At 68.8% G+C, this 21,203-nt stretch carries 22 protein-coding genes; 18 read left to right on the top strand and 4 right to left on the bottom strand.

The genetic code is table 11. From position 1 onward, the window contains the following. The first annotated feature begins 21 nt into the window (after window positions 1-21). From FJV41_RS21050 to FJV41_RS21015, 8 genes are read left to right on the top strand one after another with little or no spacing between them, the layout of a single operon-like run. Window positions 22-1,683, top strand: coding sequence for a TIGR04551 family protein (locus FJV41_RS21050; protein ID WP_141644310.1), 1,662 nt, complete (start codon window positions 22-24; stop codon window positions 1,681-1,683). Between the two features lie 2 nt (window positions 1,684-1,685). Continuing rightward, the gene (locus FJV41_RS21045; protein WP_246137320.1) at window positions 1,686-1,925 is read left to right on the top strand and encodes a hypothetical protein; all 240 of its coding nucleotides are present in this window, start codon (window positions 1,686-1,688) and stop codon (window positions 1,923-1,925) included. Next, window positions 1,922-3,163 carry a diaminopimelate decarboxylase gene (lysA, locus tag FJV41_RS21040; RefSeq protein WP_141644308.1) on the top strand — a complete coding sequence of 414 codons (1,242 nt, stop codon included), beginning with the start codon at window positions 1,922-1,924 and terminating at the stop codon, window positions 3,161-3,163. Before FJV41_RS21045 ends, lysA begins: the two co-directional genes overlap by 4 nt. Before the next feature lie 16 nt (window positions 3,164-3,179). After that, a complete protein-coding gene (gene dapA / locus FJV41_RS21035; RefSeq protein ID WP_141644307.1) occupies window positions 3,180-4,067 on the top strand; it encodes a 4-hydroxy-tetrahydrodipicolinate synthase in 888 nt (295 codons plus the stop codon). Between the two features lie 33 nt (window positions 4,068-4,100). After that, a complete protein-coding gene (gene dapB / locus FJV41_RS21030; protein ID WP_141644306.1) occupies window positions 4,101-4,916 on the top strand; it encodes a 4-hydroxy-tetrahydrodipicolinate reductase in 816 nt (271 codons plus the stop codon). Then, entirely contained in the window at window positions 4,913-5,686 is a 774-nt protein-coding gene (locus tag FJV41_RS21025; RefSeq protein ID WP_141644305.1) for a fumarylacetoacetate hydrolase family protein, read from the top strand. The genes dapB and FJV41_RS21025 overlap by 4 nt, the downstream gene beginning before the upstream one ends. Beyond that, window positions 5,683-6,207: a 2-amino-4-hydroxy-6-hydroxymethyldihydropteridine diphosphokinase gene (gene folK / locus FJV41_RS21020; protein ID WP_141644304.1), complete on the top strand. Its 525-nt coding sequence runs from the start codon at window positions 5,683-5,685 to the stop codon at window positions 6,205-6,207. The genes FJV41_RS21025 and folK overlap by 4 nt, the downstream gene beginning before the upstream one ends. Continuing rightward, window positions 6,204-7,568 (top strand): tetratricopeptide repeat protein, encoded by a 1,365-nt coding sequence (locus FJV41_RS21015; protein WP_141644303.1) that lies wholly within the window; start codon window positions 6,204-6,206, stop codon window positions 7,566-7,568. The genes folK and FJV41_RS21015 overlap by 4 nt, the downstream gene beginning before the upstream one ends. A 238-nt stretch (window positions 7,569-7,806) precedes the next feature. On the opposite strand, the gene FJV41_RS21010 is transcribed toward FJV41_RS21015, so the two are convergent. Continuing rightward, complete coding sequence (locus tag FJV41_RS21010; RefSeq protein WP_141644302.1) at window positions 7,807-8,871, bottom strand: KpsF/GutQ family sugar-phosphate isomerase; 1,065 nt, start codon at window positions 8,869-8,871, stop codon at window positions 7,807-7,809. Window positions 8,872-9,016: 145 nt separating this feature from the next. Here FJV41_RS21010 and fsa point away from each other — a divergent pair, with 145 nt between their 5' ends. The 4 genes from fsa to FJV41_RS20990 all read left to right on the top strand — a co-directional run bounded on the left by fsa (window position 9,017) and on the right by FJV41_RS20990 (window position 12,906). Then, window positions 9,017-9,670, top strand: a complete 654-nt coding sequence (gene fsa / locus FJV41_RS21005) for a fructose-6-phosphate aldolase (protein WP_141644301.1) — start codon at window positions 9,017-9,019, stop codon at window positions 9,668-9,670. Between the two features lie 156 nt (window positions 9,671-9,826). After that, window positions 9,827-10,963: an acyl-CoA dehydrogenase family protein gene (locus FJV41_RS21000; protein ID WP_141644300.1), complete on the top strand. Its 1,137-nt coding sequence runs from the start codon at window positions 9,827-9,829 to the stop codon at window positions 10,961-10,963. Between the two features lie 151 nt (window positions 10,964-11,114). Continuing rightward, window positions 11,115-11,912 carry an electron transfer flavoprotein subunit beta/FixA family protein gene (locus tag FJV41_RS20995; protein WP_141644299.1) on the top strand — a complete coding sequence of 266 codons (798 nt, stop codon included), beginning with the start codon at window positions 11,115-11,117 and terminating at the stop codon, window positions 11,910-11,912. Window positions 11,913-11,940: 28 nt separating this feature from the next. Continuing rightward, window positions 11,941-12,906, top strand: a complete 966-nt coding sequence (locus FJV41_RS20990) for an electron transfer flavoprotein subunit alpha/FixB family protein (RefSeq protein WP_141644298.1) — start codon at window positions 11,941-11,943, stop codon at window positions 12,904-12,906. A gap of 86 nt (window positions 12,907-12,992) precedes the next feature. Here the strand turns inward: FJV41_RS20990 and FJV41_RS20985 are convergent, their stop codons facing one another. Beyond that, complete coding sequence (locus tag FJV41_RS20985) at window positions 12,993-13,553, bottom strand: cytochrome c oxidase assembly factor Coa1 family protein (protein WP_141644297.1); 561 nt, start codon at window positions 13,551-13,553, stop codon at window positions 12,993-12,995. Window positions 13,554-13,745: 192 nt separating this feature from the next. Between FJV41_RS20985 and FJV41_RS20980 the strand changes: the two genes are divergently transcribed. From FJV41_RS20980 to FJV41_RS20965, 4 genes are all read left to right on the top strand, one after another. Continuing rightward, window positions 13,746-14,729 (top strand): GNAT family N-acetyltransferase, encoded by a 984-nt coding sequence (locus FJV41_RS20980; RefSeq protein ID WP_181790809.1) that lies wholly within the window; start codon window positions 13,746-13,748, stop codon window positions 14,727-14,729. Window positions 14,730-14,804: 75 nt separating this feature from the next. Further along, on the top strand, window positions 14,805-15,758 hold the full coding sequence (locus tag FJV41_RS20975; RefSeq protein ID WP_246137319.1) for a DMT family transporter: 954 nt from the start codon (window positions 14,805-14,807) through the stop codon (window positions 15,756-15,758). Between the two features lie 90 nt (window positions 15,759-15,848). Further along, a complete protein-coding gene (locus FJV41_RS20970) occupies window positions 15,849-16,826 on the top strand; it encodes an MBL fold metallo-hydrolase (protein ID WP_141644296.1) in 978 nt (325 codons plus the stop codon). Window positions 16,827-16,861: 35 nt separating this feature from the next. Next, the gene (locus FJV41_RS20965; protein WP_141644295.1) at window positions 16,862-17,443 is read left to right on the top strand and encodes an MOSC domain-containing protein; all 582 of its coding nucleotides are present in this window, start codon (window positions 16,862-16,864) and stop codon (window positions 17,441-17,443) included. Here the strand turns inward: FJV41_RS20965 and FJV41_RS20960 are convergent. After that, a complete protein-coding gene (locus FJV41_RS20960) occupies window positions 17,440-17,772 on the bottom strand; it encodes a hypothetical protein (RefSeq protein ID WP_141644294.1) in 333 nt (110 codons plus the stop codon). The genes FJV41_RS20965 and FJV41_RS20960 overlap by 4 nt on opposite strands. Window positions 17,773-17,914: 142 nt before the next feature. Between FJV41_RS20960 and FJV41_RS20955 the strand changes: the two genes are divergently transcribed. Further along, on the top strand, window positions 17,915-19,546 hold the full coding sequence (locus tag FJV41_RS20955; RefSeq protein ID WP_141644293.1) for a hypothetical protein: 1,632 nt from the start codon (window positions 17,915-17,917) through the stop codon (window positions 19,544-19,546). After that, window positions 19,546-20,211: a hypothetical protein gene (locus tag FJV41_RS20950; RefSeq protein WP_141644292.1), complete on the top strand. Its 666-nt coding sequence runs from the start codon at window positions 19,546-19,548 to the stop codon at window positions 20,209-20,211. Before FJV41_RS20955 ends, FJV41_RS20950 begins: the two co-directional genes overlap by 1 nt. On the opposite strand, the gene FJV41_RS20945 is transcribed toward FJV41_RS20950, so the two are convergent. After that, complete coding sequence (locus FJV41_RS20945; RefSeq protein WP_141644291.1) at window positions 20,204-21,103, bottom strand: alpha/beta fold hydrolase; 900 nt, start codon at window positions 21,101-21,103, stop codon at window positions 20,204-20,206. The two genes, FJV41_RS20950 and FJV41_RS20945, sit on opposite strands and share 8 nt — an antisense overlap. Window positions 21,104-21,203: the final 100 nt, after the last annotated feature.

Here is a 21,203-nt window from a genome sequence, read left to right as displayed (position 1 = left end):
AGAGGTGTATAAGAGACAGCCGTGCAGCCCCCCGCCGCCGAGGGCGAGTCCGTTACCCGTGACGACCTGGAGGCCACCAAGCAGGAGCTGCGCGGAGAGATTCGCGCGGAGGCCGCCAAGCAGTCCCTCAACGGCGAGGAGTGGAGCGAGGAGTACCCGGAGGAGAAGCGCAAGCTGGAGGTCTTCACCCTCGACGGCTACTTCCGCCTGCGCCCCACGCTCTTCTACAAGTTCGACCTGGGCAGGGTCCCCGTCCCCAACCAGGATATCTTCCCCGCCGTGTCGGGCCGCCGGGGGGAGAACACCCAGTCCTTCGCGACCATGCGCCTGCGCCTGGACCCCACGTTCAACGTGTCCGAGCAGGTGAAGATCAAGCTCCAGGTGGACGGCCTGGACAACGTGGTGATGGGCTCCACGCCGGACTCGCTCTACCCGGGCGACCAGCGCAACGTGTTCACCATCTTCTCCGAGGACCAGGAGTCGCTGGGCGACACGCTGTCGGACTCCATCAAGCTGCGCCGCGCCTATGGCGAGGTGAACACGCCGGTGGGCATCCTGCGCTTCGGTCGCATGGGCAGCCACTGGGGTCTGGGCATGCTGCGCAACGACGGCAACTGCTTCGACTGCGACTACGGCGACACGGTGGACCGCATCCAGTTCGTCACCGAGCCCTTCGCGGGCTGGTACGTGACGCCCATGCTGGACTTCAACTCCGAGGGCTCGCAGTACCGGGGCGGCGCCCAGGGCGAGCCGGTGGACCTGACGCAGGCCGATGACGCCCACAGCTGGGTGCTGGCCATCGCCCGCCGGGACACGGATGCGCAGATCCGCTCCAAGCTGGACAACAACCAGGGCGTGCTCCAGTACGGCCTGCACTTCACGTGGCGCACGCAGAACTACGACAACGTGAAGGACGCCAACAACCAGCCCACGGGCGCCTTCATCCCCCGCGACGCCTCGCTGTACATCCCGGACCTGTGGCTGCGCTACGAGGAGCGCAACTGGCGCCTGGAGTTCGAGCTGGCGGCGGTGCTCGGCAACATCGGCAACCGCGCGCTCGCGGCGAATCAGACGACGTTCGACCAGAGCCTGAGCGTCGCGCAGTTCGGCGGCGTGGCCCAGGGCGAAGTGAAGGTCGCGGACAACAAGCTGACGCTGGGGCTGGAGCTGGGCTTTGCCTCCGGTGACAAGGCGCCGGGCTTCGGCAACTACCCGGGCCGCACGGGCTCCGCCGCCAACGGCTACACCAACCCGGGTGACGTGGAAGGTCCTCAGTACCGCTGCGACGGCGGTGGCTGCTCCGACTCCGCCATCCGCAACTTCCGCTTCAACCGCGACTACCGCATCGACCTCATCCTCTGGCGCGAGCTGATTGGCGGCGTCACCGACGCGTTCTACGTGCGCCCGTCCGTGAAGTACGCCGTGGCGCCGGGCATCGACCTGTATGGCCGCCTCATCTACTCGCAGGCGCTCTACGCGGAGTCGACGCCGTCCTTCACCAGCAAGTCGCTGGGCGTGGAGGTGAACGCGGGCGTGGACTACACCACCGAGGACGGCTTCCTCGCGGGTATCGCCTACGGCATCCTCTTCCCCATGGGCGGTCTGCAGGCCTACACGGATGCCCTGAAGGCGGATCTGGAGACGCCGCACAGCATCCGCGGCTGGCTGGGCGTGAAGTTCTAGCCATGAAGCGCGCCCTCACGTCGCTCGGGGTCGCCACCGTCCTGGTGTTGGGGATGGTGGCGTGCGGCATCAAGGGTCCGGCCAAGCCGCCTCTGGCGGCGCCGGTGCCGGCGACGGAGACCCCTCCGCCGCCGTCGGACACCGCGCCCGTAAGCGTGGAGTCCTCGGGGCCGTCGATTACTCCGACGACGGACGGCGGGGTCCTGACCCCCACCACCATCGTCGACGCTGGGACACCGTGAGCTCCTTTCCGTATCGCAAGGGCGTACTGCACGCGGAGGCGGTGCCGCTGCCCGCCATCGCCGACGCGGTGGGCACGCCCACCTATGTCTATTCCACCGCCGCGCTGACCCAGCACTTCCGCGCGGTGACGGACGCGTTCGCCGACGCACGGCCCCTGGTCTGCTACTCGGTGAAGGCCAACTCCAACCTCGCCATCCTCCGGCTGTTCGCGGGGCTGGGCGGGGGCTTCGACATCGTCTCCGGCGGCGAGCTGGCCCGGGTGCGGCACGCCGGCGGCGAGGCGGCGAAGACGGTGTTCGCGGGCGTGGGCAAGACGCCGGAGGAGATGGAGGCCGCGCTCGCCGCGGGAATCCTCCTCTTCAACGTGGAGAGCGCCGAGGAGTTGGAGGCGCTGGACGCCGTGGGCCGTCGCCTGGGACGCCGCGCGCCGTTCGCGTTGCGCGTCAACCCGGAGGTGGACCCGCGCACGCACCGCTACATCGCCACCGGGTTGAAGACGTCCAAGTTCGGCGTCCCCTTCGAGGAGGCGGTGGACCTCTACGCGCGCTCGAAGAAGATGAAGGGCGTGCGGGCCGCGGGCCTGGATTGCCACATCGGCTCGCAGCTCACCCAGAGCTCGCCCCTGCGCGCGGCGCTCACCAAGGTGGCGGGGCTGTACCAGGCGCTGAAGGCCCAGAAGCACGCGCTGGAGTACCTGGACGTGGGCGGGGGCCTGGGAATCACCTACTCGGACGAGACGCCTCCCTCGGCGGCGGAGTACGCGCGCGTCGTGCTGGACGCGACGAAGGACACCGGCGCGCGGCTGGTGCTGGAGCCGGGACGTTCGCTGGTGGGCAACGCGGGGGTGCTGCTCACGCGCGTGCTCTACCGCAAACAGACGCCCGCCAAACGCTTCGCCGTGGTGGACGCGGGCATGAACGATTTGCTCCGTCCGGCGCTCTACGAAGCCCACCACGCCTTCGTTCCGCTCCTCAAGCGGCGGGGCAAGGCGGTGGAGGTGGACGTCGTGGGGCCGGTGTGTGAGTCCACCGACGTGCTGGCCAGGGCCCGTCCCCTGGTCCTCCCCCAGCCGGGCGAGCTGTATGCCTTCCTCAGCGCCGGGGCTTACGGGATGAGCATGGCTTCTAACTACAATTCCCGTCCCCGCCCGGCCGAGGTGCTGGTGGACGCAGAGGCGTGGCGGGTGGTGAGGGAGCGCGAGCGCACCGAGGATCTCTGGCGCGGCGAGCGGGCCTGAACATATAAGCGCCGGAATGAAGACCTTCGAAGGTTCCATGACGGCGCTCGCGACTCCGTTCCGGAACGGCGCGCTCGACGAGTCGGCTTACCGGGCGCTGGTGCGCCAGCAGATTGAAGGCGGCACCAGCGTGCTCGTGCCCATGGGCACCACGGGCGAATCCGTCACCATGTCGGCCGATGAGCAGGCCCGCGCGGTGCGTGTGGTGGTGGAGGAGGCGAAAGGCCGCGTGCAGGTGCTGGGCGGCGCCGGCTCCAACAACACCGCGGAGGTGATTGCGAGCGTGGGGCGCGTGCGCGACGCGGGAGCGGATGGCTCGCTCATCGTCACGCCGTACTACAACAGGCCCACGCAGGCGGGGCTGGTGGAGCACTTCCGCGCGGTGGCTCGCGCGCATCCGGGCTTCCCGATTGTCGCCTACAACGTCCCGGGCCGCACGGGCGTGGACCTGCTGCCGGAGACGGTGCAGCGGCTGTGCGACTTCCCGGAAGTGGTCGCCATCAAGGAGGCCACCGGCAACATGGCCCGGGCGGTGGACATCCTGGAGAAGTGCGGAGACCGGCTGACGCTCCTGTCCGGCGACGACTTCACCGTGCTGCCCTTCATCGCGTGCGGCGGCAAGGGCGTCATCTCCGTGTCCTCCAACGTCGCGCCCCGGCTGATGGCGGACCTGGTGGCCGCGGGTCGCGCGGGTGACTTCGCCAAGGCGCGTGAGCTGCAGGTGAAGATGAACAACCTGCACCGGCTGCTCTTCGTGGAGTCCAGCCCCATCCCCGTGAAGTGGGGGCTGCACCTGTTGGGCCTCTTCGGGCCGGAAGTCCGCCTGCCGCTGGTGCCGATGACCGCGCCCAACGCGGAGAAGCTCGGCGACGAGCTGCGACTGCTGGGCCTGCTGAAGCACTGAGCGCCACGACACGACACCGAGGAGCGCGGCCACATGATTCGCACCGTCATCACCGGCATCACCGGTCGCATGGGCAGCACGTTGCTGCGTCTGACGCGTGACGCGGAGGACCTCCAGGTGGTGGGCGCCACGGAGCGGCCGGGCAGCGCCGCGGTGGGCCTGGACGCGGGCCTGGCCGCCCGGCTGGGCGCGCTGGAGGTGCAGGTGGTGGATGACCTGGCCCGCGCGCTCGACACGGCGACGGCGGACGTCGTCATCGACTTCACCAGCGCCGAGGTGAGCGTGGCCCACGCGAAGATGTGCGCGGCGCGCGGCGTGGCCTTCGTGTGCGGCTCCACGGGCTTCTCGCCGGAGGCCACGGCGCTCTTGGTGGAGAGCGCGAAGGCGATTCCCATCGTCGCGGCGCCGAACATGTCCGTGGGCGTCAACGTGGTCATCCGCGTGGCCGCGGAGCTGGCGCGGGTGCTGGGGCCTGGCTTCGACGTGGAGGTCCTGGAGGCGCACCACCGGATGAAGAAGGACGCGCCCAGCGGCACCGCGCTGCGGTTGGCGGAAGTGCTCGCCTCCGCGCTGGGGCGCACGCAGGACGACCTGGCGTTCGCCCGTCACGGACAGATTGGGGCTCGGCCCCCCGACGAGATTGGCGTGCAGACGTTGCGGGGCGGGGATGTGGTGGGCGAGCACACCGTGTACTTCTTCGGTGAGGGCGAGCGCATCGAGCTGACGCATCGGGCCACCAGTCGAGACCAGTTCGGCCTGGGAGCGCTGCGCGCGGCGCGCTGGGTGGTGGGCCGCCCTCCGGGGCTGTATGACATGGCCGACGTACTCGGCTTCCAGAGGACTTCATGACGACCGCCCGCTACTGCCGCTTCCTCCACGAAGGCCGTGCGAACCATGGCCGCGTCGAGGGCTCCGAGGTGGTGGTGCTCTCCTCGGCCCCCTGGGTGGGCGGGGTCAAGGACACGGGCATCCGCCGTTCGCTGTCGGCGGTGACGCTGCTGGTTCCCTCGGACGCGTCGAAGGTCGTCTGCATCGGTCAGAACTACCGCAAGCACGCGGAGGAGATGGGCAAGCCCGTCCCCACCGAGCCGCTCATCTTCACCAAGCCCTCCACGGCGCTCAACGGCCCGGGCTCGCCCATCCGCATCCCCAAGGCGAGCCAGGAAGTGCACTACGAGGCGGAGCTGGCGCTCGTCATCGGCGAGCGGCTGAAGAACGCGGACGAGACGACGGCCGCGCGCGCCATCTGGGGCCTGACGTGCTTCAACGACGTCACCGCGCGCGACATCCAGAAGCGCGAGACGCAGCACACCCGCGCCAAGGGCTACGACACCTTCGCGTGCGCGGGCCCGTGGGCGGTGACGGGGCTGTCCCCGTCGGACCTCCAGATTTCCTGCCGGGTGAACGGGCAGGTGCGCCAGGACAGCCGCACGTCGGACATGGTGTTCAGCCCCGCTCGCCTGGTGGCGTTCATCTCCCACATCATGACGCTGCTGCCGGGGGACCTCATCAGCACCGGCACGCCGTCGGGGGTAGGGAAGCTGTCGGCCGGCGACTCGGTCGAGGTCGAAATCGAGGGAATCGGGACGCTGCTCAATCCAGTTGAGATGGAGCCGTGAGCACCATCATCTATGTCGGGTTGGGCTCGAACGAGGGGGACCGCGAATCCCACCTCGTCGCCGCTCTCACCGCGCTGTCCCGCATCGATGCGGTGGCCGTGCTTCGTTGTTCCTCACTCTTCGACAGCGCCCCGGTGGGGCCGCCGCAGCCGCGCTATCTGAACGCGGTGGTGGCGTTGGACTGCGATTTGTCGCCGCAGCGGCTGCTGGTCATCCTTCAGCAGATTGAAAAGGACCTGGGGCGGCGGCGCGAGCAGCGTTGGGGCCCGCGCACCATCGACCTGGACATCCTCTTCTGCGAGGGCCAGGTGGTGGCCGACCCTCACCTTCAGGTTCCCCATCTGGAATTGCACAAGCGTCGCTTCGCCCTGGAGCCGTTGGCGGAGCTGTCGCCTGCCTTGCAGCACCCCGTGCTGGGAATGACGGTGAAGGAGCTCCTCGGGAAACTCGCCCCGCAGGATGTCCGCAGGAGTGAGGCCACCGCGTGGCCCGAAGCGAGCCTGCCGAGCAACGAGACATGAACCTTTCCCTGGCCCTGGCCACCGCGGCGCTGCTCGCCGCCGAGCCTTCCCCGTTGCCCCCTGGTCACCCGCCCGTCCCTCCGGGGACCCAGGTGTCGCCCGCGAAGCCGTCCGCTCCCTCGGGAGGCGCGCTTCCCGAAGGCCATCCCGCCGTGGAAGGTGGCGCGTCGCCCACCGCGGCGCCCACGGGGGAGCTGCCCTCGGGTCATCCTCCGTTGTCCGGCACCGGCAAGGCACCGCCGTCCGCGGAGGAGCTGCTGCGACAGCTCGACTCGACGGAGGGGCTGCAGGGGCGGGAGAAGACCTTTGAAATCGCGGCGTCGCTGGGGCGCCTGTACTACCTGAACGGCCGCAACGCGGAGGCGGGCACGTACCTGCTGCAGGCGGACGAGCGCGCGAAGCCGGTGCGCGACGTGTTCCTCGCGCAGCGCAAGAAGCTGGGCAAGGCGACGCTGGCCACGGCGGAGGCGGCGGGCTGCGGGTTCACGCCCGGGCAGGCGCTGGAGGCGATGGGCGCGGTGGCTCAGGAGCGCGCGAAGAAGGGCGACGTGGCGGGCGCGGCGGCGTGTGCTCGCGCGGCGCTGGAGCCCGCGCTGGAGACGGGCGTGATGCGCGCCAATGCGCTTTTCCTGTCGGGCAACGCGGCGGGCGCGCTGGTGGCGTACGGCGCGGTGCTGGAGGTGGAGCCCCGGCACGAGGAGGCGCTCTACGGGCGCTCGGCGGTGTTGTTCGAGACGAAGGGCGAGGACCTGACGGCGCTGAAGCAGGCGCGCGAGGGCTTCGAGGCGGTGCAGGTGATGAACCCGACCTCTTCGCGCGCGGCGGCGGCGAAGCGGCTGGTGACGCTGCTGGATGAGACGGTGAAGGCGGGGGGCCGGGCGAAGCTGCTCGCGTCGCGTGCCGAGGACCGTCGCATCCGGTTGGCGCAGGCGCCGGCGGCGCAGGGGCCGGACGCGCCGCGCCCGCTGACGCGGGAGATGGTGGACGCGGTGCAGAACACCGAGCGCACGCCGGAGCTGGAGCAGGGCCTGGCGAAGCTGGTGGACGAGGGCGAGGAGCACCTGTCGAAGGGGCGCTTCCAGGAAGCGCTCGGCAACTACACGCGCGTGGTGCCCTTCCAGCCGGAGAATGGCCGCGCGAAGGCGGGCATGGCCTGGGCGCTGACGGGCCTGGGACGTCCCATGGCCGCGCGAGTGTGGGGCGTGGCGGTGCAGACGGACCCGGCGTCGGTGGAGAAGCTGGGCGACACCCTCAAGGCCAAGGGCGACGACAAGGGCGCCAAGGCCCTGTGGGAGAAGCTGGCCACGGACGCGCCGGACTACGCCAACAAGGCGGGGCTCCAGGCGAAGCTCACGCAGTAGGCGCCACATCGAGCACGGGCGTCACGCGACGCCCGATGCTCAGAGTCGCCAGTCTCCTCCGTGGCACGACGTCGAGCTCGGCGCCTCCGTCGGAGTGAGCCACCCGGAAGCAGCCACGCGACGTCTGATGCTCAGAGTCGCCGTCTGCTCCGTGGCACGCCATCGAGTCCGGCGCGCTGGGAGTCTCCGCCTCCGTCGGAGTGAGCCACCCGGAAGCAGCCACGCGCCGCCCGAGTGCTCAGACGAACTTCGCGGCGAGCAGGTCCTGCACGTCGAGCAGGCCCACGGCGCGGCCCTCGACGTCGACCACGGGGAGCTGGTCCACGCGCAGCTCGCGCATCTGCGCGGTGGCGGCGATGACCAGGGTGTCCGGCGTCACGCACCGCGGCTGCTTCCCCATGATGTCGCGCACGGGGATGGCGAAGTCGGTGAGGCCCTGCTCCACGCGGCGGCGCAAGTCGCCGTCCGTGAAGATGCCCACCAGCCGTCCCCTTCGGTCCACCACGCACGCGGCGCCTGGACGTCCCGGCGTCTTCGTCATCACCCCGACGACCTCAGACAGCGGGGCGATGTCGCGTACCAGCGGGTTGGCCGGGCCGGTGCGCATCAGCTCGAAGACGCGCTGCACGGAGCGGCCCAGCTTCCCACCGGGATGCAGGAGCGCGTAGTCATCCGTGCCGAAAGGGCGCGAGCGCATCACCGCCATGGTGAGCGCGTCGCCCAAGGCGTGCAGCGCGGCGGTGGACGCGGTGGGCACCATGCCCATGGGGCACGCCTCCGCGATGCGGCCGATGTCCAGCACCACGTCCGAGCCCTTCGCCAGCGGACTCTGAGCATCCCCCGTCAGCGCGATGACCGGCGTGGCCATGCGCTTGAAAGCGGGCATCAGGCGCAGCAGCTCCTCGGTGGAGCCGCTGTTGGACAGGGCGAGGATGACGTCTCCGCGCGCCACGCGGCCCAGGTCCCCGTGCACGGCCTCTGCGGGGTGCAGGAAGACGGAGCGGATGCCGGTGGAGGCCAGCGTGGCGGAGAGCTTCTGGCCGATGTGGCCCGCCTTGCCCATGCCCGTGACAATCACCTGGCCCGCGCACGCGCGCACCAGCCGCACGGCCTTGAGGAAGGGCGCGCCCAGCCGCGTCGTCACGCCGAGGATGGCGTTCGCCTCCGCCTCCAGCACATCGCGTGCGCATGCGAGCAGCGCCTCGTCGTCCGGCTCGGGCTCGGACGAAGGGGCTGGCGTGGAGCGGCCGGGGAGGGCGCGCAGACGGGGCTTCTTGACAGCGGAGCGAGGGGAGCGGGCCATGGCGTCGGCTTCGCCTTGTACCTGCCGGACACCACCGTGGCCACCCTTGACGCGTGGGGGGGCATCGGTTACGCGCCTGCTCGCCCGGCCCCCCAGGCCGATTCCTTTTCCAGCCCTTCACCGGGCCACCCAGGAGAGTGACGAGATGAAGTTCTTCATCGACAGCGCGGACGTCGAGGAAATCCGCAAGGCCCACGCCATGGGCTGCGTGGACGGCGTCACCACCAACCCGTCCCTGCTGGCCAAGGTCGGCCGCGGCCTGGAAGAGACCATCCGGGAGATCTGCTCCATCGTCGACGGCCCCATCAGCGCGGAGGCCGTGTCCCTGGACGCTGAGGGGCTCATCGCCGAGGGCCGCGTGCTGGCGAAGATTCACGACAACGTCGTCGTGAAGATTCCCATGGGCGTCGAGGGCGTGAAGGCCGTCAAGGCGCTGACCGCCGAGGGCATCCGCACCAACGTCACCCTCATCTTCTCCGCCAACCAGGCCCTGCTGTGCGCCAAGGCCGGCGCCACCTACGTGTCGCCCTTCGTCGGACGGCTGGACGACATCTCCCAGGACGGCATGGAGCTCATCTCCAACATCCTGGAGATCTACCAGAACTACGATTTCGACACGCAGGTGCTGGTCGCCAGCGTGCGCAACCCCGTGCACGTGCTCCAGTCCGCCCGCATGGGCGCTCATGTCGCCACGCTGCCCTACAGCGTCATCACCCAGCTGGCGAACCACCCGCTCACCGACGCGGGCATCAAGAAGTTCCTCGCGGATTGGGAAAAGGTCCCCAAGGCGAAGAAGTAGACGCACCCTGGGTCCCCGGAGGGCCTTCGTGGCCCCCGGGGTGTCGCTCGCCCCCCTGGGCTCCACTTTCCCAGGCGGGTTGGGCTGGAGATTTCGCGGCGCGGCATGTATTCGTTGACTTCCGAATCAACACGTCGACGCACCCCGAGGAATCTCATGGAATTCCAGCTCACCGAGGACCAGCGCGCGCTCCAGCAGGCGGCGCGCAAGTATGCCCGCGAGGTGGTTCGCCCCAAGGCGGCGCACTACGACGAGACGGCCACCTTCCCCCGGGACCTGCTCGCCACGGCGTTCGAGCTGGGCCTGCTCAACATGGCCGCCCCCACGGAGTACGGCGGCGTGGGCCTGTCGCATCTGGACCAGACGATTGTCGCGGAGGAGCTGAGCTGGGGCTGTGCGGGCGTGGCCACGTCCATCATCGCCAACGACCTGGCCAACCTCCCCATCATCCTCCACGGCTCCGAGGACCAGAAGAAGCGCCTGCTGAGCCACTTCGCCGAGCGGCTGAAGTTCTCCTCCTTCTGCCTCACCGAGCCGGAGGCCGGCAGCGACGTCGCCAACATGCAGACGACCGCGCGCCGCGAGGGTGACGAGTACGTCATCAACGGCGCCAAGTGCTTCATCACCAACGGTGGCCACGCCGAGCAGTACACGGTGTTCGCCACGGTGGACAAAACGAAGAAGCACAAGGGCATCACCTGCTTCGTCGTCGAAGGTCGCCCCAAGGGACTGTCGGTCAGCAAGCACGAGAACAAGATGGGCCAGCGCGCCAGCGACACCGTGTCGCTGACGTTCGAGGACGTGCGCGTCCCGGTGGCGAATCGCATCGGTGAAGAGGGCCAGGGCTTCGCCATCGCCATGGCGACCCTGGACAACAGCCGCCCGCTCACCGCCATGTTCTCCGTGGGCATCGCCCGCGCCGCGCTCGAGCACTCCATGGAGTACGCCTCGCAGCGCAAGACGTTCGGCAAGCCCATCATCGAGCACCAGGCCATCCAGTTCATGATCGCCGACATGGCCATGAACACCCACGCGGCCCGCATGCTCACCTACGAGAGCGCGTGGCTGTTGGACCAGGGGCAGCGCAACACCCTGCAGTCCAGCTATGCCAAGTCCTTCGCCGCGGACATGGCCATGAAGGTCGCCACCGACGCGGTCCAGGTCTACGGCGGCTACGGCTACATCAAGGAGTACCCCGTCGAGAAGCTGATGAGAGACGCCAAGCTCATCCAGGTCTACGAGGGCACCAGTCAGGTCCAGCGGCTCGTCATCGCGAAGGAACTGTTCAGGTAGAAAAGCAGAACTGTGTCCGGCGGCCGTTTCCCATTGCCGCCGTGACACCCGGATGCCTATTAACCCAGACCGTTCGCGCGTCGCGTCAATGCGGACCGCACGGACTGTTTTCCAGCCTTCATAAACGCCTCCCGCAAGGAGAAGCCCAGCCGTGAAGATCCTCGTCACCGCCAAGCGCGTGGAAGACCCCGAGTCCAAAATCAAGGTGAAGCCCGACGGCTCGGGCATCGTGCAGGAGGGGCTCAAGTACAAGATCAACCCCTTCGACGAGATTGGCGTGGAGGAAGGTCTCCGGCTCGTCGCCAAGCACCAGGGTGAAGTGGTGGTGGTGTCCATCGGTGGCAAGGAAGTGCAGGAGCAGCTCCGGCACGCCCTGGCCATGGGGGCTCACCGCGCCGTGTGGGTGAATCACACCGGTCCGTTGGACCAGTTCGGCATCGCCGCCCTGCTCCAGAAGGTGACGGAGAAGGAGAAGCCGGACCTCGTCATCCTGGGCAAGCAGTCCATCGACGACGACCAGAACCAGGTGGGCCAGTACCTGGCCGAGTTCCTGGGCTGGGGTCAGGCCACGTTCGCATCCAAGGTGGAGTCGATGGAGAGCGAGCAGGAGAAGAACAAGGTCCCCGCCGTGACGCTGACCGCGGACGGCAAGGCCGTGCGCGTGATTCGCGAGGTCGACAACGGGCTGGCGACGCTGGAGTGCCAGCTGCCCGCCGTCGTGACGACGGACCTGCGCCTCAACACGCCGCGCTACGCCAGCCTCCCGGGCATCATGAAGGCGAAGAGCAAGCCCATCGAGGAGCTGACGCCGGAGAAGCTGGGCGTGGATGTCGCCCCGAAGATCCAGATCGTGAAGCTTTCGTCCCCGCCCGCGCGCAAGGCCGGCATCAAGGTGCCGGACGTGGCCACGCTGGTGGACAAGCTGCGCAACGAGGCGAAGGTCGTCTAACCCTCTCGGAAGATACGGAGACACTCCCATGCCAATCGTTCTCATCGTCGCCGAGCAGCAGCCGGACGGGCACCTTCGCAAGGCCTCTCTCAACGCCATCACCGCGGGCAAGCAGCTGGCCGACAAGGCCGGCGCGGAGCTGCACATCGCCCTCATCGGCAAGGACCCCGCGAAGGTCGCCGACGAACTCAAGGGCACCGGCGCCAAGGCCGTCCACGTGGGCGCCGCCGCGGAGCTGGAGCACTACCTCGCGGAGACGTACGCCCCCGTTCTCGCCACGCTCGCCACCGAGCTGAAGGCGGACTACGTGGGCATGGCGTCCACCGCCCAGGGCAAGGACCTGCTGCCCCGCCTCGCCGCGCGTCTGAAGGCCGCCATGGCCACGGATATCACCGGCCTGAACGGCTCGGGCGCGGACATCACCTTCAACCGTCCCATGTGGGCCGGCAACGTGTTCGCCGAGGTGAAGCTCACCACGCCGGTGAAGGTGTTCACCGTGCGCGCCACGGAGTTCGCCGCCGCCGGTACGGGCGAGGGCGCCGCCGAGGTGAAGGCCTTCGCGCCGAAGGTCGAGGCGTCGAAGACCAAGTTCGTCGAGTTCAAGGAAGTGAAGAGCGCTCGCCCGGAGCTGACCGAGGCGCGCGTCGTCATCTCCGGTGGCCGTGGCACCAAGGGCGACTTCAAGGAGATTGAGGCGCTGGCGGACGAACTGGGCGCCGCGGTGGGCGCGTCCCGCGCGGTGTGTGACGCGGGTTGGGTTCCCAACGACCTGCAGGTCGGCCAGACGGGCAAGGTGGTTGCTCCGTCGCTGTACATCGCCGCGGGCATCAGCGGCGCCATCCAGCACCTGGCGGGCATGAAGAGCTCGAAGACCATCGTCGCCATCAACAAGGACGCCGAGGCGCCCATCTTCCAGGTGGCCGACTACGGCATCGTCGCGGACCTCTTCAAGGTCCTCCCCGAGCTGCGCACGGAGCTGCACAAGCTGAAGTAGCACTCCGGCCCGCAAGGGGCTCAAGACGAGGGGCGACGTGGGGCAGTGTCCCCGCGCCGCCCCTTCGTCGTTTCCGGTGTTCGCGCCTACAGCTCGATGTCGCTGTCGCGTCCGCGCTCCGGGGCGTCCTCGTCTCCAGCGGGCGGCTCCGTCGGAGGTGGCAGGGGCGCCTCTTCCGCGCCTTCGTCCTCGGGGAACGCGTCGGGCGCTTGGGGTGCGTCGTCGCGCAGGTCGATGCGCGTGCCGTCCTCCAGCTCCACCGCGAGGGTGTCGTACCGCCACTCGCCCTCGCCCTGCTTCTTGGCGTCGACGTGCAGCATGCCGTCCGCCTGGGGCCCGTCGAGGGGAATGGCCAGCCGCGCGTGCGTCACGCCGTTGACGGTCCGCACCGACGTCTGCTTGGGCAGTCCGTTGTCGATGGGCGAGCCCAGCGCGGTGCGCACCTCCGCGTCGGAGCGGGCAATGGCCACCGCCTCCGTGAAGGCGTCCATGTTCTTCAACGACGAGTAGCCGAGCCCCACGAGCGCGAAGCCCAGGCAGCCGCACGAGGCCAGCACGCCCAGGCAGCCCACCGGCACGAACCACTTCCAGTTGCGGCTCCACCACCCCTGCTGTGGCACCAGCGAGCCCTCGGGCGTCGCGTCCATGACCTCACTCCTCCTTGAGCCACCTCCCGGCGGGGCGGCGCTCCTCTCTTAGCGAGCCCGGAGCGCGCGGGATAGGGCCCCGGGTTCCAGTCGCCTCGCGTCGGTTGGTGTGGGAGAGGGGAGCGGGTAGATTCCGGCGGACGAGCGACAGGGGAAGGCTCGTGTGGGGCCGGACTTCCCTGGAGGTGGCGCGTGCCGCCGCGGAAGACGCCGTCCACCGAGGTGCTGCTGGACGTGCTGGAGGCGCTGCCTCCGGGCCAGAAGCTCTGGGTGCGAGGTGTAAGCCAGGACCTGTATCCCCTGCTGCGAGTCGGTGACGCGGTGAGGGTGCTGCGCTGTGGGCCTGGCGCGACGTCGCGCGGGGACGTGGTGCTGGTGCGTCAGGCGCGGATGCTGACGGCGCGGGTGGTGGTGTCCACCCGTCCCTGGAGGACGGCCACGCTGCTGGGCGCGGAGGAGCGCTCGGGTGGGGAAGTGCTCGGCCGGGTGGTGGCGCTGCGGCGTGGCCGGTGGCGGGTGCCGTTGCCCAGGCCCTTCCGACCGGCGCTCTGGGTGGCCCAGCGGACCCTGGCGACCGCGTGGGCGAGGCCCGAGACCCGGCTAGTCTATCGGGGTGTGAGGGACTTCTTCTTCTCCGGCTGGTCGAAACCGCTGCGGCGCCACCTGGTGGGGCCGCTGGCGGTCCGACTGCTGCGGGCGGAGGACCAGGACGCCCTGCTCCTCTTCGCGAGCGAGCGACTGGTGGTGTCCGCCAGCTTCCTGCGCCGGCAGCTTCGCGAGCGTTGGGGGCTGGAGGACTCCGAGCGCCGGGGCGCGGCGGCGGGTGCGCTGGACGCGAAGGGGAGGCTTCACGGCTTCGCCTGGGTGGACTCGTATCGGCAGGAGGGGTTGCCGCTGGAGGGCGTCTGGGTGCGTTCGTTGGTGGTGGCGCCTCAGGCCCGGCGGATGGGCGTGGCCACGCAGCTGTTGGCCTGTCTGCTGATGGAGGCACACCGACAAGGGGAGCCGAGCGTCCAGGCGGATGTGGACGAAGACAACGCCGCGTCGCTGCGAACGTTCGAGAGGGTGGGCTTTCGTCGGTCATCGGACGCGCTGACCCGGCGGACGAACGAGGCCTGGGACGCCGCGGGGCGCTCCAAGCGACTGGTGGTCCTGGAGCGGGACTCCGGGCGCTGAAGTCGCCGGGGTTGCGTGAGGGCTCGCGGTGAGTCAAAAGCACCCGCGCCGCGCCTTCGCGTCGTGAGGACTTCCGTGAGCATCTCCACTCCCGACAGCATGGGGCGCGGGCCGACTCGCCTGGAGCGACTCAAGGGCCTCCAGGCGGACGGCGCGCTGCTCTTCATCACCCTCATCTGGGGCGTCACCTTCGTGGTGGTGAAGGACGCCCTGAGCTTCGCGGACCCTTTCACCTTCCTCGCGCTTCGCTTCGGGGTGGGCGCGGTGGTGTTGAGCGCGTTGGCGGGGCGACAGGTGTTCTCCCCGACGAACCTGCGCCATGGCTCGGTGCTGGCCACCTTCCTGTTCCTGGGCTTCGCGCTCCAGACGTGGGGGCTGACGCTCACCACGCCGTCGCGTTCGGCGTTCATCACCGGGATGGCGGTGCTGTTCGTCCCGCTGTTGTCGCTGCTGGTGTTCCGGCGGATGCCGAAGCCCGCGGCGCTGATGGGCGTGGCGTTGTCGGCGGTGGGGCTCTACCTGCTCACGCGGCCCGCCCCGGGCGAGGGGGGCGGCTGGCTGAGTGTGGGCGAGCTGCTGTCGCTGGGCTGTGCGGTGGCGTACGCGGGGCACATCACCCTCACGGAGCGCTACGCGTCGAAGGAGGGCGTGCTGGGGATGGTGGCGGTGCAGCTGTGGGGCGTGGCGCTGTTATCGGCGGCGTGCCTGCCCTTCGTGACGCGCAAGGTGGAGTGGAATCCGTCGCTGGTGACGGCGGTGCTGGTGTGCGGGCTGTTGCCGAGCGCGCTGGCCATCAGCATCCAGACGTGGGCACAGGCGCGGACGTCGGCGGTGCGCGCGGCGGTCATCTACGCGTTGGAGCCGGTGTTCGCGTCGATGTACTCGGTGGTGCTGGGCTACGAGGTGCTGGGCGCGCCGGAGGCGATGGGCGGTGGGCTCATCCTGACGGGGGTGCTGGTGGCGGAGCTGGGGTCGCCGGCCTGGACGTGGTGGAAGTCAAGGCGACGGGGAGTGCAGGGGACGGGCTGACGCCGGAGGCTGCTCCCCGGGCGGACAGGCGGAGGTCGCGAGAGAAGCGGCCCACGGGTGGGTGGACGCGCTATATCCGGGACCCTTCTCATGAGCGTGGAGCTGCGTCGAAACGGGTTGCACCTGACGGGCACCCTCCTGTCCCTGGACGCGAAGCGCAAGTCGCCGCTGAGCTTCGTGAGCCACGGACATTCGGACCACATCGCCAGGCATGAGCGCACCATCGCCACGACGGCGACGCTGCGCTTCATGGAGCATCGGCTGGGGCCGGTGAGTGCGCCGCTGGCCGCGCCGTATCGCCGTCCCTTCGAGCTGGGGCCGCTGGTGCTGGAGCTGCTGCCGGCGGGGCACATCCTGGGCAGCGCGCAGCTTCGCGTCATCCGCTCGGACGGGCGGCGTGTCGTCTACACAGGGGATTTGAACGTGGTGCCGTCGTTGACGGCGGAGGCGACGGAGGTGGCGGAGTGCGACACGCTCGTCATCGAGTCGACCTTCGGTCATCCGCGCTACCGCTTCCCGCCGCGCGACGAGGTGTGGGGGCAGGTGGAGGCGTGGATTCGGCGGCAGCTCGAGCGGGACGCGGTGCCGGTGGTGCTGGGGTATCCGCTGGGCAAGAGCCAGGAGGCGATGAAGTTCCTTGCGGGCAAGGGCTTCTCGCTGGTGGCGCACTCATCGATTTTCGAGGTGGCGCAGCTCTACGCGGAGCTGGGTGTGCCGATTGAGAACCTGCGGTGCTTCCACGGGAAGGTGGAGCCGGGCGAGGTGCTGTTCTTCCCGCCGCACCAGGCGCGAGGTGGAGCGCTGGCGCATCTGTGGCCACGAGGCACGGCGGTGCTGACGGGATGGGCGATGGACCCGGGCGCGGCGCGGCGGTACGGCGCGGACGTGGCGTTTCCGGTGTCGGACCACGCGGACTTCCCATCGCTGATGGCCTACGTGAAGGCGACGGGGGCGAGCGAGGTGATTACGTGTCACGGCTTCGCGGAGGAGCTGGCGCAGGCGCTGCGGGACGCGGGCGTGGATGCCCGGCCGCTGGGAGGCAAGCCGCAGCAACTGTCGCTGCTGTGAGGCGGCGAGGGCGTGGACTGGAGTAGAACGGGGCCATGCCTTCCCGTTCTCCGCAGCTCGTGGGCCGTGCGGTCCGCGTCCTGGTGTGCACCGAGAAGAAGACCTTCGTGACTCGGGAGTTGTCCGAGGTGCGGGTGACTTTCGAGGGAATCGAAGGGGACCGGCACGCGGGGCACACGAGGCCGGCGGACGTGCGCACGCCGTGGTATCCGAAGGGGACGCCCATCCGGAACACGCGGCAGCTCTCGTTGGTGTCGACGGAGGAGCTGGCGTTGGTGGCGGAGACGCTCGGAGTGCCGAAGGTGCTCGCGTCGTGGCTGGGTGCGAACCTGGAATTGACGGGGGTGCCAAGGCTGACGCACGTGCCGCCAGGGACGCGGCTGTTCTTTCCCGACGACGCGGTGCTCGCGGTGGAAGGGGAGAACGAGCCGTGCATCGGACCGGGGAAGGTCATCGAGGAGCACCATCCGGACCGGGTGAAGCTGGCGAGTCGCTTCGTGAAGGCCGCGTGGGAGCGCCGGGGCCTGGTGGCCTGGGTGGACCGGCCCGGTGTCATCCGCGCGGGAGATGACGTCCGCGTGATGTTGCCGAAGCCGGTGTCGTACGTGCTGCCCTAGTCGGCGGGAAGGTTCAGGGACTTTTCATATTCCCAGAGGAGGGGCCAGAACCGTTCCCAGGCTGCGTCCGCAGTGGGGCTTTCCCCGATGATGGCCCCGATGGCTCCGCCCGATGTGCTCCATCCGAATCGAGTTCGAAGATATCGGGCGAACTCGCCATTGAAGTCGATGAACGGCTCTTTGATGCCATGGGCCCTGACTGCCTCTGTATATCCGGTGATGAGGACCATGAGGCTGCGGAGCTGCAGGCCACGCTCCTCTTCGAGATAGGTGAGGTAAATCTCGGGGGATTTTTCGACGAGTCGAAGCATGTCGAAGATGGAGGCCATGAAGTTCCCTAGAGGTCATGCCGAGGGCGACTGAATGCGGCTGCCTGTCATGCGGTGTCGTGGAGATAGTGAGCGTACCAACGAGAGTCCTGTCAGAGGGGCTGGACGGCTCGGTGTTTCGGCTGACCCGATGGGCTGGTTGATGATGCTGTCCATCCTGCTCGCGGTGTCGGGCTGCGCGACGTCCTCCGAAGGTTCAGGTGGCAATGTCTGGCTGGGTCATGGCGCGGCTCCGGCGCAGAGCGAGTCCGAGATGCAGCGGGCCGCCGAAGCAGAGGTCGCACGCGTCGTCGAGCAGGTAGGCGCGATTGTTCGCGACATCGACTCGGTAGGGGCTCGCCTGACGCTGACGTACTGGTCGGAGCGAGGTGCGCTCACCTGGACTGGCTACGAGTCGCATGGGCGCGTGGGCCATCGAGGAGGTCTGGCAGGAGCGGCGGATACTCGGGACGCGCTGAGAGAGGTGCTCGCTGGCTACGGATTGGCGCGTACGGGGCAGGTGGTGTTGTCGCTGCGCCGGGCCGAGACGAAGTGGTCGGTGGACTATGCGTTCCATCGCGACGCGGAGCGCCCGCTCGAGGCCAGGACGCTGCCAGTGCAGTGGGCTGATGACTCTGGGTCCGACGAGGTTCCATCGGGGCTGGCACGTCTCCTGGCTGGGGTAGGTGTTCCCAACGGGGGCGAGGCCTGGCTGGAGGCAGACGCAGTGCTGGACGACGGCCGCGTGGTCGGGTGGGAACTGCACCGTTTCCAGGTGGTTCGGAGCGGAGCAGGTGGTTCTCCACTGGCCCCGGCGTCACGAGTCGGTCGTGAGGTGGTTCGGCTCACACGCGCCTTCCAGGACGGCATCGGGCCGCGCACGGTCCGGTTCGGAATCCGGCTGATGCACAGTCGGGGTGAAGGTGACGGTTGGGTGGAGTCCGCGCGAGTCGTCGGCTTCGTGCCGTCGACGGGACTCGAACCGGAGGTCGCCGCTGAGTACCGCGCGATGCACGAGGACATCGTGCGGCGCTGGCGCGAAGGTGTCGTGGAGGGCTTCACCTGGCTGGCTCAGCGCGGCGTGCAGGAACTGGCGCTCTGGTACGTGGGCGCTGTCGCCATCAGGGGCGCTGGCTTCCTCGCGGTTCGAGGCGGTGGCGTCGTTTGGAAGGCTCTGCGTCAGGGCAAAGAGGCCGCAACTGGCTGGCTGCGGACCATGCTGTCCCGGGTGACCCAGAGCGAGGGCCGTACCTTCGAGCGACTGTGGGCGAAGGTTCAGCTCGAAGGGGAGCGAGCGCTCACCACCGGCGAACGGAGCGAGCTGCGTGCGCTCATGGCTCGCATCGAACGCCTTGCTGGGACGCCTCTTGAGTCCAGCGAGAAGACCGCGATTCGAGAACAAGCGCGCCGCTTCTACAAGTCACTCAACCCGCGACTCGAACGCGTCATGGATATCGACCCCGAACGGTGGCCGGTCCACCATCGGCGACCGCTCCAGTGCGCGCATCTCTTCCCTGCGGAGAACATCAATGCGGCGAGCAACCTCGCGGTGGTCGAGCGGTCAGTCCATCTTCGCATCAATGCGCTCTGGATGCAGTTCGGACGGGCGCGTCCCCATGCATCCTCGGCTGACGTCAGGAAGGTCGCGGAGATCATCGATCACGAATTCCAGCCCTGGTATCACCGGGTCGATGATGTTCTCGGCCGAGGTCGCACACCCGAAGAGGCGGAGACGGCTGTGATGACGATGCTGGAACGACTCTACGGTTCGATGGGCAAATGGGGTGGTCGGTGATGGCAACGCCGCTCTTGCCAGGACTCGACGGGCTGCTCGACGTCTGCCAGCGACTGGGCCTGCGGCAGGTCATTCATCCAGCGAGTTCGCATCCTCCTGCGCCAGGGGCATTGGTCGAAGGCACTCCGTTGGACCCCATGCTCGCGAGTTTCTATTCCCGGATGAGCAAGGCGATTCTGGCGGCGGATGTCGCCGGCATTTCGATTCTTCAGTGGGACGATTCAGTCAACGCGGTGGCCGAGCGGAACCGAGAGATGCGGGCAAGCTGGCAGGGGGACTTGTTCGCGCGCTTCGTCGTCTTCGCGGGAGCCCCGTTCCTTGCCCACTACTTCGCGACCATGCCGGGACTCGCGGATGCCGAGGGATATCAGCCCGTGGTTTGGGTCGACTCCTACGAAGAAGGCTACGCACTGCCGCTCGCCTCGAATGTGGACCGCTTCTTCGACCTGTACGCGCGATATCTGGAAGTGCTCATCGCTCACGAGGACTACGCGGAGCGGGGTTCGGCGGCGCTCGGCTTTCCCTGGAAGGTTCCGCACCTGGTCGCGCGTGACGACCGCCTCGTCCAGCTCATCGAGGAAGGCCGCTTCGACTTCCCCCAGGCTGGCCACGACGCCCGCACCTGGGCCCACCAGGTCAGCGAAGCCCGCCGACGCATCATGTGACGTAGGCCGCGTCCTCCGCCCGCGACGCATGCACACGCTGAAGAAAGCGCCGCATGAGGAACGCGATTTCATCCAGGTGCGTCTCCAGCGCCCAGTGCCCCGCGTCGAGCAGGTGCAACTCCGCATCTGGCAAGTCTCGCAAGTACGCCCGCGCCGACTCCTCGGGCATGTACCCGTCGTGCGGCCCCCACACAATCAACGTCGGCGGCTGGAACTCACGCAGGTACGCCTGGAACCTCGGCATCCACGCCAGCGTCGTGCGCTGATCCGCGAGCAGTTGGACCCAGTGTTCCTTGCGCCGCTCCCGCTGCACCAGCAGCCAGGACAGCGTCCACAGGTCCGGGCTCACGCGGTCGACCAGAGACTCTGGAATCTCTCCAATGAACTCGCCCCGGAAGCCCTCCTCGCTCACCGCCGCGGCGAGCTTCTCGCGCCCCTTCGCCGTCGGGTTCTCCCAGTACTCCCGAAGCGGTTGGTACTTCGGTCCGAACGCGTCCTCGTAGATGTCGCCGTTCTGGATGACGAGCGCCTCCACGCGCTCCGGCGCCTTCAACGCGAGCCGGAACCCGAACTGCGAGCCGTAGTCATGCAGGTACAGCGCATAGCGCGTGAGCCCCAGCGTCTCCACGAACCGCTCCAGGTACCGCGCGTAACCGTCGAACGTGTAGTCGAACCGACTCGCGTCCGGAGTCTCGCTGTACCCGAAGCCCGGATGGTCCGGCGCAATCAACCGCCACGAATCCCCCAGCGCCGGCAACAGGTTCCGGAACTGGAACGACGAGCACGGATAGCCATGCGGCAGCAGCACCACGGGGGCGTCCTCGGGGCCGGCCTCGCGATAGAAGATGTCGATGCCGTCCACCTTCACCGTCCTGTGATGGACCCCTGGCATGAGCACACCTCCTCGTACGAGCCCTCGCGTCGTGTACGCGGAAGTCGGGACGCGAGGGCCTGCTGTGTCCTCAGCCAAGCTGCGCATCCACGGGCCGCCG

It is taken from the genome of Myxococcus llanfairpwllgwyngyllgogerychwyrndrobwllllantysiliogogogochensis, from assembly GCF_006636215.1.
GTDB classification, from domain to species: Bacteria; Myxococcota; Myxococcia; order Myxococcales; family Myxococcaceae; genus Myxococcus; species Myxococcus llanfairpwllgwyngyllgogerychwyrndrobwllllantysiliogogogochensis.
Note: the sequence above shows the minus strand (reverse complement) of the source record. Positions and strands in the feature narration are given on the sequence as shown.

What these genes read in the sequence shown, in the direction of transcription:
- FJV41_RS21045 (WP_246137320.1), top strand. Translation starts at nt 1,686, where the DNA reads ATGAAGCGCGCCCTCACGTCGCTCGGGGTCGCCACCGTCCTGGTGTTG.
- dapA (WP_141644307.1), top strand. Translation starts at nt 3,180, where the DNA reads ATGAAGACCTTCGAAGGTTCCATGACGGCGCTCGCGACTCCGTTCCGG.
- dapB (WP_141644306.1), top strand. Translation starts at nt 4,101, where the DNA reads ATGATTCGCACCGTCATCACCGGCATCACCGGTCGCATGGGCAGCACG.
- FJV41_RS21025 (WP_141644305.1), top strand. Translation starts at nt 4,913, where the DNA reads ATGACGACCGCCCGCTACTGCCGCTTCCTCCACGAAGGCCGTGCGAAC.
- FJV41_RS21015 (WP_141644303.1), top strand. Translation starts at nt 6,204, where the DNA reads ATGAACCTTTCCCTGGCCCTGGCCACCGCGGCGCTGCTCGCCGCCGAG.
- FJV41_RS21010 (WP_141644302.1), bottom strand. Translation starts at nt 8,871, where the DNA reads ATGGCCCGCTCCCCTCGCTCCGCTGTCAAGAAGCCCCGTCTGCGCGCC.
- fsa (WP_141644301.1), top strand. Translation starts at nt 9,017, where the DNA reads ATGAAGTTCTTCATCGACAGCGCGGACGTCGAGGAAATCCGCAAGGCC.
- FJV41_RS21000 (WP_141644300.1), top strand. Translation starts at nt 9,827, where the DNA reads ATGGAATTCCAGCTCACCGAGGACCAGCGCGCGCTCCAGCAGGCGGCG.
- FJV41_RS20990 (WP_141644298.1), top strand. Translation starts at nt 11,941, where the DNA reads ATGCCAATCGTTCTCATCGTCGCCGAGCAGCAGCCGGACGGGCACCTT.
- FJV41_RS20985 (WP_141644297.1), bottom strand. Translation starts at nt 13,553, where the DNA reads ATGGACGCGACGCCCGAGGGCTCGCTGGTGCCACAGCAGGGGTGGTGG.
- FJV41_RS20970 (WP_141644296.1), top strand. Translation starts at nt 15,849, where the DNA reads ATGAGCGTGGAGCTGCGTCGAAACGGGTTGCACCTGACGGGCACCCTC.
- FJV41_RS20965 (WP_141644295.1), top strand. Translation starts at nt 16,862, where the DNA reads ATGCCTTCCCGTTCTCCGCAGCTCGTGGGCCGTGCGGTCCGCGTCCTG.
- FJV41_RS20960 (WP_141644294.1), bottom strand. Translation starts at nt 17,772, where the DNA reads ATGGCCTCCATCTTCGACATGCTTCGACTCGTCGAAAAATCCCCCGAG.
- FJV41_RS20955 (WP_141644293.1), top strand. Translation starts at nt 17,915, where the DNA reads ATGATGCTGTCCATCCTGCTCGCGGTGTCGGGCTGCGCGACGTCCTCC.
- FJV41_RS20950 (WP_141644292.1), top strand. Translation starts at nt 19,546, where the DNA reads ATGGCAACGCCGCTCTTGCCAGGACTCGACGGGCTGCTCGACGTCTGC.
- FJV41_RS20945 (WP_141644291.1), bottom strand. Translation starts at nt 21,103, where the DNA reads ATGCCAGGGGTCCATCACAGGACGGTGAAGGTGGACGGCATCGACATC.